Origin of the sequence: Streptomyces sp. NPDC127100, assembly GCF_042724095.1 — a bacterium.
Classification (GTDB): Bacteria; Actinomycetota; Actinomycetes; order Streptomycetales; family Streptomycetaceae; genus Streptomyces.
Genome location: NZ_JBHXFL010000003.1, coordinates 304,641 through 320,327 on the forward strand (window position 1 = coordinate 304,641; position 15,687 = coordinate 320,327).

Genomic DNA, 15,687 nt, shown 5'->3' on the forward strand with positions numbered 1-15,687 from the left:
GACCGCACGCACCCGCTCCCCCGAGAAAGGCCCCCACCGTGGCCGCCAAGCCCGTGGCCCAGCGCGCCAAGCGCCTCGTCGTGCTGGTCTCCGGATCCGGCACCAACCTCCAGGCGCTCCTCGACGAGATCGCCGCCACCGGCGTCGAGGCCTACGGAGCCGGGGTCGTGGCCGTCGGCGCCGACCGCGACGGCATCGAGGGCCTCGCGCGCGCCGAGCGCGCCGGGCTGCCGACCTTCGTGCGGAAGGTCGGGGACTACGGGACGCGGGAGGAGTGGGACGCGGCGCTCGCCGAGGCCGTCGCCGCCCACGAACCGGACCTCGTCGTCTCGGCCGGGTTCATGAAGATCGTGGGGAAGGAGTTCCTCGCGCGGTTCGGCGGGCGGTTCGTCAACACCCACCCCGCACTCCTCCCCAGCTTCCCGGGAGCCCACGGTGTGCGGGACGCGCTCGCGTACGGCGCCAGGGTCACCGGCTGCACCGTCCACTTCGTCGACGACGGCGTCGACACCGGGCCGATCATCGCGCAGGGCGTGGTGGAGATCCGGGACGAGGACGACGAGAGCGCTCTGCACGAGCGCATCAAGGAAGTCGAGCGAAGGCTGCTCGTCGATGTCGTGGGGCGGCTCGCCCGCAACGGCTATCGCATTGAGGGACGAAAGGTAGTTATCCAGTGACCGCCACCGCCGAGAGCAACAAGCGGGCCATCCGTCGCGCGCTCGTCAGCGTCTACGACAAGACCGGGCTCGAGGAACTCGCCCGCGGGCTCCACGAGGCCGGCGTCGAACTCGTCTCCACCGGGTCCACCGCCGGGCGCATCTCCGCCGCCGGCGTCCCCGTCACCAAGGTCGAGGAGCTGACCGGCTTCCCCGAGTGCCTGGACGGCCGGGTCAAGACGCTGCACCCGAAGGTGCACGCCGGCATCCTCGCCGACCTGCGCCTGGAGAGCCACCGGCAGCAGCTCGGCGAGCTGGGCGTGGAGCCGTTCGACCTGGTCGTGGTGAACCTCTACCCGTTCCGCGAGACCGTCGCCTCGGGCGCCACCCCCGACGAGTGCGTCGAGCAGATCGACATCGGCGGCCCGTCGATGGTGCGCGCCGCCGCCAAGAACCACCCGTCCGTCGCGGTCGTCACCAGCCCCGCCCGGTACGGCGACGTCCTCGCCGCCGTGCGGGACGGCGGCTTCGACCTCGCCGCCCGCAAGCGGCTGGCCGCCGAGGCCTTCCGGCACACGGCCGAGTACGACATCGCGGTCTCCTCCTGGTTCGCCTCCGCCTACGCGCCGGCCGACGACTCCCCGTTCCCGGAGTTCCTCGCCACCAGCCTGGAGCGCGCCCACACCCTGCGCTACGGCGAGAACCCGCACCAGCCCGCCGCCCTCTACACCGCGGGCACCGGCGGCCTGGCCGAGGCCGAGCAGCTGCACGGCAAGGAGATGTCGTACAACAACTACGCCGACACGGACGCCGCCCGCCGTGCCGCGTACGACCACGACGAGCCCTGCGTCGCGATCATCAAGCACGCCAACCCGTGCGGCATCGCCGTCGGCGCGGACGTCGCCGAGGCCCACCGCAAGGCGCACGCCTGCGACCCGGTCTCCGCCTACGGCGGCGTGATCGCCGTGAACCGGCCGGTCAGCAAGGAGATGGCCGAGCAGGTCGCGGAGATCTTCACCGAGGTCGTCGTGGCCCCCGGCTACGAGGAGGGCGCGCTGGAGGCCCTCACCAAGAAGAAGAACATCCGCGTGCTGCGCTGCCCGGACGGCCCGTCCCACCCGGTCGACGTCAAGCCGATCGACGGCGGAGCCCTCCTCCAGGTCGCCGACCGCCTCCAGGCCGAGGGCGACGACCCGGCGACCTGGACGCTGGCCAGCGGCGAGGCCCTGTCCGAGGCGGAGCTGGCCGAGCTGGCCTTCGCCTGGAAGGCGAGCCGGGCCGTGAAGTCCAACGCGATCCTGCTCGCCAAGGACGGCGCCTCGGTCGGCGTCGGCATGGGCCAGGTCAACCGCGTCGACTCGTGCCGGCTCGCGGTGGAGCGGGCCGGCGAGGAGCGGGCACGCGGCTCCTTCGCCGCCTCGGACGCGTTCTTCCCGTTCCCCGACGGGCCGCAGATCCTGATCGACGCCGGCGTGCGGGCCATCGTGCAGCCCGGCGGCTCGATCCGTGACGAGCAGGTCGTGGAGGCCGCGAAGGAGGCCGGCGTCACGATGTACTTCACCGGGACCCGGCACTTCTTCCACTGACGCACGCGCCGCCCCGACGCACCAGGGCCGTGTCCCCCTCGTACGGGTGGGACACGGCCCTGTGCGGTGCTCGGCGCGGACCGTGCGGTCGCGCGGGGGGCTTCAGTAGCGCGGGCGCCTGAACCACTCGGCGCTGGCCCGCTTGGAGGCGAAGACGATCAGCAGGATGGAGACGATGATGACGAGCAGGCCCAGGCCGTACATGGCGAGGGTGAAGATGCCCGTGATGATCGCGAACGATCCGTAGACGATCGAGCAGACCCGGACCCCGTTGCCGCCCTTCGCGTACTGCACCAGCAGGGCGAGACCGAGAAGTGCGAAGACGGAGGCAAGGGCGAGGAAGAAGACGACGACGCCCTTGCCCAGGTCGGCGTACCGCTCCGCCTCGGCGTCCCCGGTGATGCCCGCCTCGAGCATCGTCTCGTCCCAGCGCGACAGCGCGTAGCCGTAGACACCGGCGACGATCAGGTGGGCCAGGACGATCACGCCGAGCATGATCTGCGCCGCCCGCGTGAGGCCCGGCATCTGCGCCGGCCCCGGCGGGTAACCGCCGTACGGCTGCTGCACCGGCGGCGCGGCCGGGTAGCCGTAGCCCTGCGGCGGGACGTTCGGCGGCTGCTGCGGGTAGCCGTAACCGGGAGCGCCCGGCGGCTGCTGGGGCGGGGGCCCGTAGGGGTTGTTCGGGTCGCCGAAACTCATGGCGGTCCTTCCTCCGTGTGCTCCTGTGCGGGGACGCGCGGCATGGTGCGGAGGAAGTTCTACAGATGCGGTTCGTCCCCCCGGTACAGTCCGCGGCACTGTGCCGCTCCATCGTTCTTGACCCGGTCGTTACTTGTCCAGCCGCGGTCACCAGGTGTTGTGCAAGTGCAACATCCGTGATCATGGCCGGATACGGCCGGACCCGTCCCCGCGTGCCCGGGACTTCCCGGTCGGTGCCCGCATGGTGACCGGATTGGAACAGGGGGCCGGTCATCCGCGAGGATGGGGGCATGACCGCCCAGATTCTCGATGGCAAGGCCACCGCAGCCGCGATCAAGTCCGAACTGGCCGCCCGCGTGGCGGCGCTGAAGGAGAAGGGCGTCACGCCCGGCCTCGGCACCGTCCTGGTCGGGGACGACCCCGGCAGCCAGAAGTACGTCGCCGGCAAGCACCGCGACTGCGCCCAGGTCGGCATCGCCTCCATCCAGCGTGAACTGCCCGGTACCGCTACGCAGGAGGAGATCGAGGCGGTCGTCCGCGAGCTGAACGAGGACCCGGCCTGCACCGGCTACATCGTCCAGCTGCCGCTGCCCAAGGGCATCGACGAGAACCGCATCCTCGAACTGATGGACCCGGACAAGGACGCCGACGGCCTCCACCCGATGAACCTCGGCCGCCTCGTCCTGAACGAGCCGGCGCCGCTGCCCTGCACCCCCAACGGCATCCTCACCCTCCTGCGCCGCTACGGCGTGGAGATCAAGGGCGCCGAGGTCGTGGTCGTCGGCCGCGGCGTCACCATCGGCCGCCCGATGCCGCTGCTGCTCACCCGCCGCAGCGAGAACGCCACCGTGACCCAGTGCCACACCGGCACCCGCGACCTGTCCGCCCACCTCAAGCGCGCGGACATCGTCGTCGCCGCGGCCGGCTCCCCGCACCTGGTGCGCCCCGAGGACGTCAAGCCCGGCGCGGCCGTCCTCGACGTCGGCGTCTCGCGCAACGCCGAGGGCAGGATCGTCGGCGACGTCCACCCGGACGTGGCCGAGGTGGCCGCCTGGATCTCCCCGAACCCCGGCGGCGTCGGCCCGATGACCCGGGCCCAGCTGCTCGTCAACGTGGTCGAGGCGGCGGAGCGCAGTGCCGGCTGAGGGGCGGAGCACGGTGCCGGCCGAGGGCGGTAAGGGGACCGGGGGCGACGACGAGCGCCCGGAGGAGGAACTCCCGCGGGAGGAGCTCACCGTCCGGGACCCCGTCAGCGCGCCCGACGCCTCCGGCAGACCGCGGCGCGCCACCCGGCGGTTCCCCCTCTTCACGCGCGACACCGCGCGCCCCGAGGGCGGCGGCCGGGCCGCACCCCGTGACGCGCCCGCGCCCGCCCGGCAGTGGCCGGTGCTCACGGTGGTGGGCCTCGTCGGGGTCGGCCTGCTGCTGACCGCGCTGGACGTCTTCCGCTGGGGCACGCTGCTGATCGGCGTCGCGCTGCTGGTCGGCGCCGCGCTGCGCTGGATGGTGCCCGACGTCGGCATGCTCGCCGTGCGCTCGCGCTTCACGGACATCAGCACGTACCTGGTCCTGGGGCTCTGCATCGCCCTGCTGGCGCTGATGGCCCAGCCGCACCCGGTGCTGCAGATCCCGTTCCTGAAGGACACCCTGCACTTCACGGTCAGTCAGTAACCGGTCCCGCGTACGGCGGCCCGTCCTCCACCCCCGTGGGAGAACGGGCCGCCGCCGCGACCAACCCTCCTGCACGCGGAACGCCCTGTTCAACGCCTGGCGGGGCGCTGTGGCACGGAAGTGACCGTTCCGCTACGGAGTCCGTGAATGACGGGGGCCTTGCGCCGGGCGTGACCGCACATGTGCGTTCCGTGTGCCGAAGTGCCGACAAGTTCGGGGATGTGCCCCCAAGTCGCCCGGCGGCGGGGCTACCGTGGCCGACCGGGACGGCCCGGGGCGTTCCGTACAAGCGGTGGGGGCCGTTCCGGACGACGGCAGGGGTTCCGTACGGTGCACGGGAACGCCGGTGGGACACTGGTCCGCGGATCGGCGAGCGTGCGACGGTGCGTGCCGCGGGTCCCTGTGCTCCCGTGCGCCCCCACCCCGGGAACGGGGAGCCCGACCGGGCGCATCCCTGTGGGTAGCCAGAACGGGGACTCGGCGCGGGACGCCGCGCGCGAGGACCGCGGGGGACCGAACGGGGAACGAAACAGCACGTCACCGGGGGGAAGAGGGGGAAGCAATGCCTCGCTGGAAGGCCTTGCCCGAGGAACTCGATCCGCAGCTCGAGGAGTTCGTCGGCCAGTTGCGCCGGCTCGTGGACCGCAGCGAGCTGAGCATCGCGTCGCTGGCCGACGCCACGGGCTACAGCAAGACGTCCTGGGAGCGCTATCTGAACGGGCGGCTGCTCGCGCCGAAGGGCGCGATCGTGGCCCTGGCCGAGGTGACGGGCACCAACCCCGTCCACCTGACCACCCTGTGGGAGCTGGCCGAGCGCGCCTGGAGCCGCTCGGAGATGCGCCACGACATGACCATGGAGGCCATCCGCATCTCGCAGGCGCGGGCCGCCCTCGGCGAACTGGGCACGCCCGACGCCGGTTCCGGCAGCGGACGCGGCGGCAGGACGGGCCGGCACGGCGGCGGTACGGCGGCCAGGACGGGGGTCGCCGGGCCGGGCGGTGTGGCGCCCACGCTGCCGCCGACGACGGTCCCGGCGCAGCCGACGGCCGTCGACAGCCCCGACTCGGCCGTGGGTCCGGTGCGCGGCGGCGTCCCCGGGGGGCCCTCCGCCCCGTCCGCCGGCGGGCCCTCCGAGGGCAACTCGTGGGGCCTCGCGGGGTACCGGGGGCCGTCGCCGACGGGCGAGCGCCGGCCGCGGGTCACCGGGGCGCACCCGGCCGGTCCCGCCGCCACCGCGCCGGTGCCCGCGCCCCACGGGACCGCGGACGCGTACGGCCCGCCCCCGCCGGACGGCTCCCGGTCGCGAGGCGGTGCCCCGGGCGGCGGCGGGCGGACGGGGACGTTCGTCGCGGGCGTCGTCGGCGTCCTCGTCGTGGCCGCCCTCGCCTTCTTCCTCGTGCACGACGGCGGCGACAAGAAGGACGAGCGCGCCGAGCCGTCCCCGTCGCCCACCGCGAGCACCGCACCCCAGCTCCCGCCCGGGGTGAAGTGCAGCGGCGACCAGTGCACGGGCAAGGACCCCGAGGCCATGGGCTGCGGCGGAGACCTGGTGACCACCGCCGCCGCGGCCACCATCGGCACGGCCTCCGTCGAGGTCCGCTACAGCAGGATCTGCGGCGCCGCGTGGGCCCGCGTCACCCAGGCCGGCCAGGGCGACGAGGTCCGGGTCAGCGCCGGCGGCAGGAACGAGCAGACCGGCAGCATCACCGCCGCCGGTGACACGGTCGCGTACACCCCGATGGTGGCGGTGAGGAACGCCGCCGATGCCAAGGCGTGCGTGACGCTGGCCGCGGGCGGCCAGGGCTGCACGAACTGAGGCCGGCGGTCCGCCGGACCGGGTGCGGGAGGCGCCGGGGCGCGGCCCGCGGGACGAGGCGCCGTCGGCCGTTCGGGTGGCATCGGGAGGGAAGAAAGAAAATCTTCCCGTCGTAGGCATGGCCGGCGGAGGCGCGGGCACGCGACAGGTGTCCCCCCACGGGAGTCCGGCAACGGTCCCCGAACGGCGGTCGCCTCAGTCCCTCCCTCTCCCGGACCCGGGCGACCGCCTCTCCCTGTCCGTGACCGGCGCACCGGATGCCCCCACCGGGTGACAGCAGGCGGCGCTGTGGGACGGGCCACACGGGCCCCGACGCCCCGGGCATCGCGGGCGCGATAGCCTGACCGCTGGATCTCTCTTGACGCCAAGAGATCGATCATCCGTCGGTGATCCGTCCGCACCGATGATCGATCATCACGGCGGGCCGGTCACGAGCCGGTGCGGGATCCCGCACCCCGGGGCAGGGACGCCCCACCGCCAGCTGTCATACGGAGAACGCCATGACCCGCACTCCCGTGAACGTCACCGTCACCGGCGCGGCCGGCCAGATCGGTTACGCCCTGCTCTTCCGCATCGCCTCCGGCCAGCTGCTCGGCGCGGACGTGCCGGTCAAGCTGCGCCTTCTGGAGATCACTCCGGCGCTCAAGGCCGCCGAGGGCACCGCGATGGAGCTGGACGACTGCGCGTTCCCGCTCCTGCAGGGCATCGAGATCACCGACGACCCGAACGTCGCCTTCGACGGCGCCAACGTCGCCCTCCTCGTCGGCGCCCGCCCCCGCACCAAGGGCATGGAGCGCGGTGACCTCCTCGAGGCCAACGGCGGCATCTTCAAGCCGCAGGGCAAGGCCATCAACGACCACGCCGCGGACGACATCAAGGTCCTCGTCGTCGGCAACCCGGCCAACACCAACGCCCTGATCGCCCAGGCCGCCGCCCCGGACGTACCGGCCGAGCGCTTCACCGCGATGACCCGCCTGGACCACAACCGCGCGCTGACCCAGCTCGCGAAGAAGACGGGCTCGACGGTCGCCGACATCAAGCGCCTGACCATCTGGGGCAACCACTCCGCCACCCAGTACCCGGACATCTTCCACGCCACGATCGCCGGCAAGAACGCCGCCGAGGTCGTGAACGACGAGAAGTGGCTGGCCGACGACTTCATCCCGACCGTCGCCAAGCGCGGCGCGGCGATCATCGAGGCCCGCGGCGCGTCCTCCGCCGCCTCCGCCGCCAACGCCGCCATCGACCACGTGTACACGTGGGTCAACGGCACGGCCGAGGGCGACTGGACCTCCATGGGCATCCCGTCCGACGGTTCCTACGGCGTCCCGGAGGGCCTGATCTCCTCCTTCCCGGTCACCACCAAGAACGGCTCGTACGAGATCGTCCAGGGCCTGGACATCAACGAGTTCTCCCGCGCCCGCATCGACGCCTCCGTCCAGGAGCTGTCGGACGAGCGCGAGGCGGTCCGCGGTCTCGGCCTCCTCTGAGTCCGTCCGCTCCGCGGGCCGTACGTCACGGCCCCGCACGGGCCCCGTTCCGGTTTCGGCCGGAACGGGGCCCGTCGCCGTTTTCGCCGCTACCTTCGGAACACCGGTTTCGACGGGTTCGGGGGGTACGGATGAACGGCTGGCAGGACGACGGTTCGTGGTCCGGGTCGGAGCCGGAATCGCCGGCGGGTGCGCGGGCGGAGCCGGAAGCGGACTCCGGTCACGGTCCGGGTGAGGAGAGCGGCCGGGCGCCCCGGACCCCGGACGCCGCGGGCGGCACGGACGGGCCGTTCGAACCACCCGCCTGGGCCACGGCCCAGACCCGCACGAGCCTCACGCCCCCGCCCCCGATGCCCTCCGGGCACGCCGTCCCGGCGACCCCGGTACCGTCCGGGCCCGCCGCCCCGCCGTCTCCGTGGACGCCCGCTCCGACGCCGCCGCCCGGCCCGCCCGCCGCCCTGAGCCCGCCGGCCGCGGCCCCCTGGACCCCGGACCCCGCCGCTCCCGCGCCCGCCGTCCCGGCCCCGCCGGCCTCGTGGACGTACGGGCCCCCGGACGCGTCCGCCGGACCCCCGCCCCGGCCGGCACCGCCCGGATCGGGCCCCGGCTCCGGTCCCGGGCTGCGCCGGGTGCTGATCGCCCTGACCGCGATGGCCGTCCTCGGCGCGGGAGTCGGCGCCGGGATCTGGGCGTTCACCCGCGACGACGGCACCGACCCGGCCGGCGGCGCCCCCGCCACGGGCGTCACCGTCACGAACGCCCCGACGGCGCCGGCCTCGGACACCGCGCCGGCGCCCAGCGCACCGGCGGCCCCACCGGCCACCACCCCCTCCGCCGCCCCCGGCTACCGCCACGCCCAGGACCCCGTCGGCTACGCGATCACCGTCCCGCAGGGCTGGCGGCGCCACCAGAAGCAGGGCGAGTCCGCCCCCGTCGTGACCTACGACTCCCCGGACGACGGACGTCAGTTGCAGATCTTCGCGCTGGTGGAGGAGAGCCCGGCCGCCTCCCTGGACCTGGCCGAGAACGCACCCGCCTACGGATTCGCGCGGCAGCCCGGCTACCGCGCCCTCAGCCGCGACGCGGACGGCGACGCGTTCTCCGAGCTCACCTACCGCTACGACGACGAGGACCGCGGCCCGCGCCAGGTCATCGACCACCGCTTCCGGGCCGCCGACGGCACCCTGTACGCCATCCGTTCCAGCGGGCCCGAGACGCTCGACGGCACGCTGCTGCGCGAGCCGCTGACCACGGCCGTGGAGTCCTTCTGCCCGGCCGGGGGCCAGTGCGTCTGACCGCGCCGGGAAACCGCCCGGGTTCCACCCCTTTCACCGTTCATTCCCGTGACCCACCGCACTTTCGCCCCCCGATCCCGCATGGGCCGGGAGGGAGCGGGCAGGGGCTCCGCGTCCCGAGAGTGACACGCATGTGACGCAGGGGCACGGAACAGGAACGGAAGGCAGTACCGGATCATGGCGAACAGAACGGAAACCCGGGCGGAACGGGCGCACCGGACCATTCACGCGGGTGGTGAGTGGCGGGAGGCGTCCTCCGGCGCGACGCGCGAGATCGTCGACCCCGCGGACGCCCTGCCCTTCGCCGTGGTCGCGGAGGGCGACGAGAAGGACACCGACCTGGCGGTGGCCGCCGCCCGGCGCGCCTTCGACACCGGCGACTGGCCGCGCACCCCGGTCGCCGAACGCGCCGCCCTGCTGCGCCGCGTCGCCGGCCTGCTCACGCGCGACCGCGAGGAACTCGGCCTGCTGGAGAGCCGCGACGCGGGCAAGACCGTCGAGGAGGGCCGGGTCGACATCGACTGCGTCGCCGACGCCTTCCGCTACTTCGCGGACCTGGTCGCCGGCGAGGCCCCCGGCCGGGTCGTCGACGCGGGCTCGCCCGACGTCCACAGCGTCGTCGTGCACGAGCCGATCGGCGTCTGCGCCATGATCACGCCCTGGAACTACCCGCTGCTCCAGGCCAGTTGGAAGATCGCGCCCGCGCTCGCCGCCGGCAACACGTTCGTGATCAAGCCCAGCGAGATCACCCCGCTCACCACCGTCGCCCTGGTCGACCTGCTGGTCGAGGCCGGGCTCCCCGCCGGCGTCGCCAACATCGTCACCGGCCCCGGCCACTCGGTCGGCGCCCGGCTCGCCGAACACCCCGACGTCGACCTGGTCTCCTTCACCGGCGGCCTGGTCAGCGGCACCAAGGTCGCGCAGGCCGCCGCCGTCACCGTCAAGAAGGTCGCCCTCGAACTCGGCGGCAAGAACCCCAACGTCGTCTTCGCCGACGCCTGTGAGACCGAGGAGGGCTTCGACACCGCCGTCGACCAGGCCCTCAACGCCGCCTTCATCCACAGCGGCCAGGTCTGCTCCGCGGGCGGGCGGCTCATCGTCGAGGAGTCGGTCCGCGAGCGCTTCGTCGCCGAACTCGCCCGCCGCGCGGCGAAGATCCGCCTGGGCCGCGGCACCGAGGACGGCGTCGAGTGCGGCCCGCTCGTCTCCGAGCAGCAGCGCGCCAGGACGGAGGACCACGTCGCCTCCGCCCTCGCCGAGGGCGCCGTGCTGCGCTGCGGCGGCAAGCGGCCCGAACCGGCCCCCGAGCGCCCGGCGAACGGCTACTTCTACGAGCCGACCGTCCTCGACCAGTGCCACCGCGGGATGCGCGTCGTGCGGGAGGAGGTCTTCGGACCGGTCCTCACCGTGGAGACCTTCCGCACCGAGGACGAGGCCGTCGCCCTCGCCAACGACACCGAGTACGGCCTCGCCGGCGCCGTCTGGACCGCCGACGCGGGCCGCGCCCGCCGGGTCGCCGGCCGGCTGCGCCACGGCACCGTCTGGATCAACGACTTCCACCCCTACCTGCCGCAGGCGGAGTGGGGCGGCTTCGGCAAGAGCGGCGTCGGCCGCGAGCTGGGCCCCGCCGGCCTGGCCGAGTACCGCGAGACCAAGCACGTCTACGAGAACCTCGCGCCGCGGCCCGTCCGCTGGTTCGCCGGCTGACCTCCCCGCGCGTCCCCTCCCGTCCCCCACGCCCTCCTGGAGTACCCCCATGCCCGAGACCTCCCAGGTCTACGACTACGTCGTCGTCGGCGGCGGCACCGCAGGCTCCGTCATCGCCTCCCGTCTCACCGAGAACCCGGACGTCACCGTCGCCGTCATCGAGGGCGGCCCGAGCGACGTCGGCCGCGACGACGTGCTGACGCTGCGCCGCTGGATGGGCCTGCTCGGCGGCGAGCTCGACTACGACTACCCGACCACCGAGCAGCCACGCGGCAACAGCCACATCCGGCACAGCCGCGCCCGCGTGCTCGGCGGCTGCTCCTCCCACAACACCCTCATCGCCTTCAAGCCGCTGCCGTCCGACTGGGACGAGTGGGAGGCCGCGGGGGCCAAGGGGTGGGGCGCGGTGCAGATGGAGGCGTACTTCGCCCGGCTGGAGAACAACATCGTCCCGGTCGACGAGAAGGACCGGAACGCCATCGCCCGCGACTTCGTCGACGCCGCGCAGAAGGCCCTCGAGGTACCACGCGTGGAGGGCTTCAACAAGAAGCCGTTCACCGAGGGCGTCGGCTTCTTCGACCTCGCCTACCACCCGGAGGACAACAAGCGCTCCTCGGCCTCGGTGGCGTACCTGCACCCGGTGATGGACGAGCGCCCCAACCTGACGATCATGCTGGAGACCTGGGCCCACCGGCTGGAGCTCGACGGCACCCGCGCCAGGGGCGTCCACGTCCGCACCAAGGACGGCGAGGAGATCCTGGTCCAGGCACGCAACGAGGTCGTGCTCTGCGCCGGCGCGGTGGACTCGCCGCGCCTGCTGCTGCACTCGGGCATCGGCCCCCGCGAGGACCTCGAGGCGCTCGGCATACCCGTGGTGCTCGACCTGCCCGGCGTCGGCGAGAACCTGCTCGACCACCCCGAGTCGGTGATCGTGTGGGAGACGAACGGTCCCATCCCGGAGAACTCCGCGATGGACTCCGACGCCGGTCTGTTCGTGCGCCGCGACCCCGAACACGCGGGCCCCGACCTGATGTTCCACTTCTACCAGATCCCGTTCACGGACAACCCGGAGCGACTGGGCTACGAGCGGCCGGAGTTCGGCGTCTCCATGACCCCGAACATCCCCAAGCCGAAGAGCCGCGGCCGCCTCTACCTCACCAGCGCCGACCCGCGGGAGAAGCCCGCCCTCGACTTCCGCTACTTCACCGACGAGGACGACTACGACGGCCGCACCCTCGTCGACGGCATCCGCATCGCCCGTGAGATCGCCAAGGCAGAGCCGCTCGCGAACTGGCTCAAGCGCGAGGTCTGCCCCGGCCCGGACGTCACCGGCGACGAGGAGCTGAGCGAGTACGCCCGCAAGGCCGCCCACACCGTCTACCACCCGGCGGGCACCTGCCGGATGGGCGCCGCCGACGACGAGCGCGCCGTGGTCGACCCCGAGCTGCGCATCCGCGGCCTGGACGGCATCCGCATCGCCGACGCCTCCGTCTTCCCGACCATGCCCGCCGTGAACCCGATGATCGGCGTCCTCATGGTCGGGGAACGTGCCGTCGAGCTGATCGGTGGTGATGCCCGATGACCGCCACCGTCAACGGCACCACGCAGGAGCGTCCGCCGGTCTTCTCCGTGGACGGCCTGTGGAAGGTCTTCGGCCCGAAGGCCGCCCGCGTCCCCGCCGACCCCGAGCTGACCGCCCTGCCCCCGGCCGAGCTGCGCTCCCGCACCGGCTGCACGGCCGCCGTCCGCGACGTCTCCTTCGACGTGCGCAAGGGCGAGGTCTTCGTCGTCATGGGCCTGTCCGGCTCCGGCAAGTCCACGCTGGTGCGCTGCCTGACCCGGCTGATCGAGCCGACCGCCGGCACCATCGCCATCGACGGCGAGGACGTGCGCGCCATGGACCGGGGGCGCCTGCGCGAACTGCGCCGCCACCGTGCCGCGATGGTCTTCCAGCACTTCGGCCTGCTCCCGCACCGCACGGTCCTCGACAACGTGGCGTACGGCCTGGAGGTCCAGGGCCTGCGCCGCGCCGAGCGCCGCGAGCGTGCCGCCGCGATCGTCGCGAAGGTCGGCCTGGAGGGGCTGGAGCACCGCCGCCCCGGCCAGCTCTCCGGCGGCCAGCGCCAGCGCGTCGGTCTCGCCCGCGCCCTCGCCGTCGATCCCGAGGTGCTGCTCTTCGACGAGCCGTTCAGCGCGCTCGACCCGCTGATCCGGCGGGACATGCAGGAGGAGGTCGTCCGGCTGCACCGTGAGGAGGGCCGCACGATGGTCTTCATCACCCACGACCTCCAGGAGGCCCTGAAGCTGGGCGACCGCATCGCCCTGATGCGCGACGGCCGCGTCGTGCAGCTCGGCACCCCCGAGGAGATCGTCGGCTCGCCCGCCGACGACTACGTCCGTGAGTTCGTCCGCGACGTGCCGCGGGAGCAGGTCCTGACGGTCCGTACGGCCATGCGCCCCGCCTCCTCCTCCGACGAGGCCGGCACCGGTCCCGCGCTGCGTCCCGAGGCCACGGTCACGGAGGCCATCGAGGCGGTGGCCCGCGCCGGCGCCCCGGCCCGCGTGATGGACGAGGGCCGCTGCCTGGGCGTGGTCGACGCGGACGCGTTGCTGTCGGTGGTGGCGGGCACGACGGACCCCCCGGCCGCAGCCGCATCGGCCCCCGCCTCCGCAGCCGACCCAGCGGCCCCCGCCGCCGACGCGGCGCCCCCCGCCGGCGCAGCTCCGGGCAGTCGTGCCGCTGGGGCGGCACGGGTGGGCGCAGCGGCACCTGCGAAGCGCCGTGAGCCGACCGACCCCGCCCCCAGCGAGGAGCCGGTCTGATGGCAACGATCACCGCGACACCCCAGAAGGCCGGCCCGCCGGGCCTCCTCACCCACCCCGCCGTCCGCAAGCTCCTCACCCTGGCGCTCCTCGCCGCGATCTTCGTCCCCCTCGCCGTCACCCGGTGGCCCGGCGCCGCCTGGCCCGCCGCCCTCACCGTCGACGTCTCCGCCCCGCTCGGCAGCGCCAGCGACTGGATCATCGACAACCGCGACAGCCACCCCCTCTTCCTCTACTTCTTCGGCCACATCAGCAACGCCGTCACCATCGCCGTACGCGCCGTCTACCTCGCCCTCCTCGCCGTCGGCTGGGCCGGGGTCACCGCGATCGGCGCCCTGGCCGCCTGGCGTGCGGCCGGCGTGAAGCTGGCCCTGGGCACCGCCGCCGCGTTCCTGGCCTGCGGCCTGCTCGGCATGTGGATACCGACGATGCAGACCCTCGCCCTGATGGTCGTCGCCGTCCTCGCGTCGGTCGCCGTGGGCGCCCTGCTGGGCCTCGCCGCCGGCCTGTCCGACCGGATGGACCGCGTCCTGCGGCCGGTGCTCGACACCATGCAGGTGCTGCCCGCCTTCGCCTACCTCCTCCCCGTCGTCCTGGTCTTCGGCATCGGCGTCCCCGCCGCCGTCCTGGCCACCGTGGTCTACGCCGCCCCGCCCATGGCCCGGCTCACCGCCCTCGGTCTGCGCGGCGCCGACAAGGAGGTCCTGGAGGCCGTCGAGTCCCTCGGCACCACCGCCCGCCAGCGGCTGCTGACCGCCCGCGTCCCGCTGGCCCGCAAGGAACTCCTCCTCGGCGTCAACCAGACGATCATGATGGCCCTCTCCATGGCCGTCATCGCCTCCGTCATCGGCGCCGGCGGCCTCGGCGACCGCGTCTACCAGGCGCTCGCCTCCGTGGACGTCGGCGCCGCCCTCGCGGCCGGCATCCCGATCGTGCTGCTCGCCGTCGTCCTGGACCGCGTCACCGGCGCGGCGGGGGAGCGGCTCGGGGAGTCCGGGAAGTCCCCGGTGACCTGGCTCCACGCCCTCGCCGCCGCCGTCGCCGTGGCGGTCGCCGGGCGTCTCGCCGGCCTCCTCGACTGGCCCGAGGCCTGGGAGGTGGACATCGCCGAGCCCGTCAACCGGGCCGTCGACTGGATGACCGCGCACCTCTACTCCGGCGTCCCCGTCGTCGGCGGCACCGCGGACTGGGCCGCCCACTTCACGAGCTGGGTCCTCAACCCGCTGCGGAACGGCCTCCAGTGGCTGCCCTGGTGGTCCGTGCTGCTGATCGTCGCCGCCCTGGCCTGGCTGATCGGCACCTGGCGCACGGCCCTCACCGCCGTCCTCGCCATGGTCGCGATCGGCGTGCTCGGCGTGTGGAACCCGTCCCTGGACACGCTCTCCCAGGTGCTGGCCGCCGTCGCCGTGACCCTGGTCATCGGCTTCGCCACCGGCATCGCCGCCGCCCGCAGCGACCGCTTCGAACGCCTGCTGCGGCCCGTCCTGGACGTCTTCCAGACGATGCCGCAGTTCGTGTACCTGATCCCGGTCGTCGCCCTGTTCGGCGTGGGCCGCGCCCCCGCCGTCGCCGCCGCGGTCGTCTACGCCCTCCCGGCCGTCGTCCGCATCACCGCCCAGGGGCTGCGCCAGGTCGACCCGGCCGCGATGGAGTCGGCCCGCTCGCTCGGCGCGACCAGCGGACAGCAGCTGCGCCAGGTCCAGCTCCCGCTGGCCCGCCGGTCCCTGCTGCTCGCCGTCAACCAGGGCGTCGTCCTCGTCCTCGCCGTCGTCATCATCGGCGGCCTGGTCGGTGGTGGCGCGCTGGGCTACCAGGTCGTCTTCGGCCTGGCCCAGGGCGACCTGGCGACCGGCCTGGTGGCCGGTGCGGCGATCGTCTGCCTCGGCCTGATGCTCGACCGGGTCACCCAGCCCACCGAACGCCGCGCGAAGAAGGGAGCCTGAC

12 protein-coding genes are annotated in these 15,687 nt (G+C 73.8%); 11 read left to right on the plus strand and 1 reads right to left on the minus strand.

The genetic code is table 11. The annotated features are described in order from the left end of the window. The first annotated feature begins 38 nt into the window (after positions 1–38). Together purN and purH are read left to right on the plus strand one after the other, a co-directional pair. Positions 39–677, plus strand: a complete 639-nt coding sequence (gene purN, locus ACFWJB_RS06205) for a phosphoribosylglycinamide formyltransferase (RefSeq protein ID WP_385463008.1) — start codon at positions 39–41, stop codon at positions 675–677. Then, positions 674–2,242, plus strand: coding sequence for a bifunctional phosphoribosylaminoimidazolecarboxamide formyltransferase/IMP cyclohydrolase (purH, locus tag ACFWJB_RS06210; protein ID WP_386920540.1), 1,569 nt, complete (start codon positions 674–676; stop codon positions 2,240–2,242). Before purN ends, purH begins: the two co-directional genes overlap by 4 nt. 102 nt (positions 2,243–2,344) lie before the next feature. Here purH and ACFWJB_RS06215 read toward each other — a convergent pair whose 3' ends face one another. Next, positions 2,345–2,941 carry a hypothetical protein gene (locus tag ACFWJB_RS06215; protein ID WP_386920542.1) on the minus strand — a complete coding sequence of 199 codons (597 nt, stop codon included), beginning with the start codon at positions 2,939–2,941 and terminating at the stop codon, positions 2,345–2,347. Between the two features lie 290 nt (positions 2,942–3,231). Here ACFWJB_RS06215 and ACFWJB_RS06220 point away from each other — a divergent pair, with 290 nt between their 5' ends. From ACFWJB_RS06220 to ACFWJB_RS06260, 9 genes are all read left to right on the plus strand, one after another. Further along, positions 3,232–4,086, plus strand: a complete 855-nt coding sequence (locus ACFWJB_RS06220; protein ID WP_385463016.1) for a bifunctional methylenetetrahydrofolate dehydrogenase/methenyltetrahydrofolate cyclohydrolase — start codon at positions 3,232–3,234, stop codon at positions 4,084–4,086. Between the two features lie 13 nt (positions 4,087–4,099). After that, the gene (locus tag ACFWJB_RS06225) at positions 4,100–4,612 is read left to right on the plus strand and encodes a DUF3017 domain-containing protein (RefSeq protein ID WP_385463018.1); all 513 of its coding nucleotides are present in this window, start codon (positions 4,100–4,102) and stop codon (positions 4,610–4,612) included. A gap of 562 nt (positions 4,613–5,174) precedes the next feature. Continuing rightward, a complete protein-coding gene (locus ACFWJB_RS06230) occupies positions 5,175–6,428 on the plus strand; it encodes a DUF2690 domain-containing protein (RefSeq protein WP_386920544.1) in 1,254 nt (417 codons plus the stop codon). 500 nt (positions 6,429–6,928) lie between these two features. Further along, positions 6,929–7,918 (plus strand): malate dehydrogenase, encoded by a 990-nt coding sequence (locus tag ACFWJB_RS06235; protein ID WP_386920546.1) that lies wholly within the window; start codon positions 6,929–6,931, stop codon positions 7,916–7,918. Positions 7,919–8,547: 629 nt separating this feature from the next. After that, a complete protein-coding gene (locus ACFWJB_RS06240; RefSeq protein WP_386920548.1) occupies positions 8,548–9,213 on the plus strand; it encodes a hypothetical protein in 666 nt (221 codons plus the stop codon). Positions 9,214–9,390: 177 nt separating this feature from the next. Further along, positions 9,391–10,920: an aldehyde dehydrogenase family protein gene (locus tag ACFWJB_RS06245; RefSeq protein WP_386920550.1), complete on the plus strand. Its 1,530-nt coding sequence runs from the start codon at positions 9,391–9,393 to the stop codon at positions 10,918–10,920. Between the two features lie 49 nt (positions 10,921–10,969). Further along, a complete protein-coding gene (locus tag ACFWJB_RS06250; protein ID WP_386920552.1) occupies positions 10,970–12,502 on the plus strand; it encodes a GMC family oxidoreductase in 1,533 nt (510 codons plus the stop codon). Next, positions 12,499–13,743 carry a glycine betaine/L-proline ABC transporter ATP-binding protein gene (locus ACFWJB_RS06255; protein ID WP_386920554.1) on the plus strand — a complete coding sequence of 415 codons (1,245 nt, stop codon included), beginning with the start codon at positions 12,499–12,501 and terminating at the stop codon, positions 13,741–13,743. Before ACFWJB_RS06250 ends, ACFWJB_RS06255 begins: the two co-directional genes overlap by 4 nt. Further along, positions 13,743–15,686 (plus strand): ABC transporter permease, encoded by a 1,944-nt coding sequence (locus ACFWJB_RS06260; RefSeq protein ID WP_386920556.1) that lies wholly within the window; start codon positions 13,743–13,745, stop codon positions 15,684–15,686. The genes ACFWJB_RS06255 and ACFWJB_RS06260 overlap by 1 nt, the downstream gene beginning before the upstream one ends. Position 15,687 lies beyond the last annotated feature (1 nt).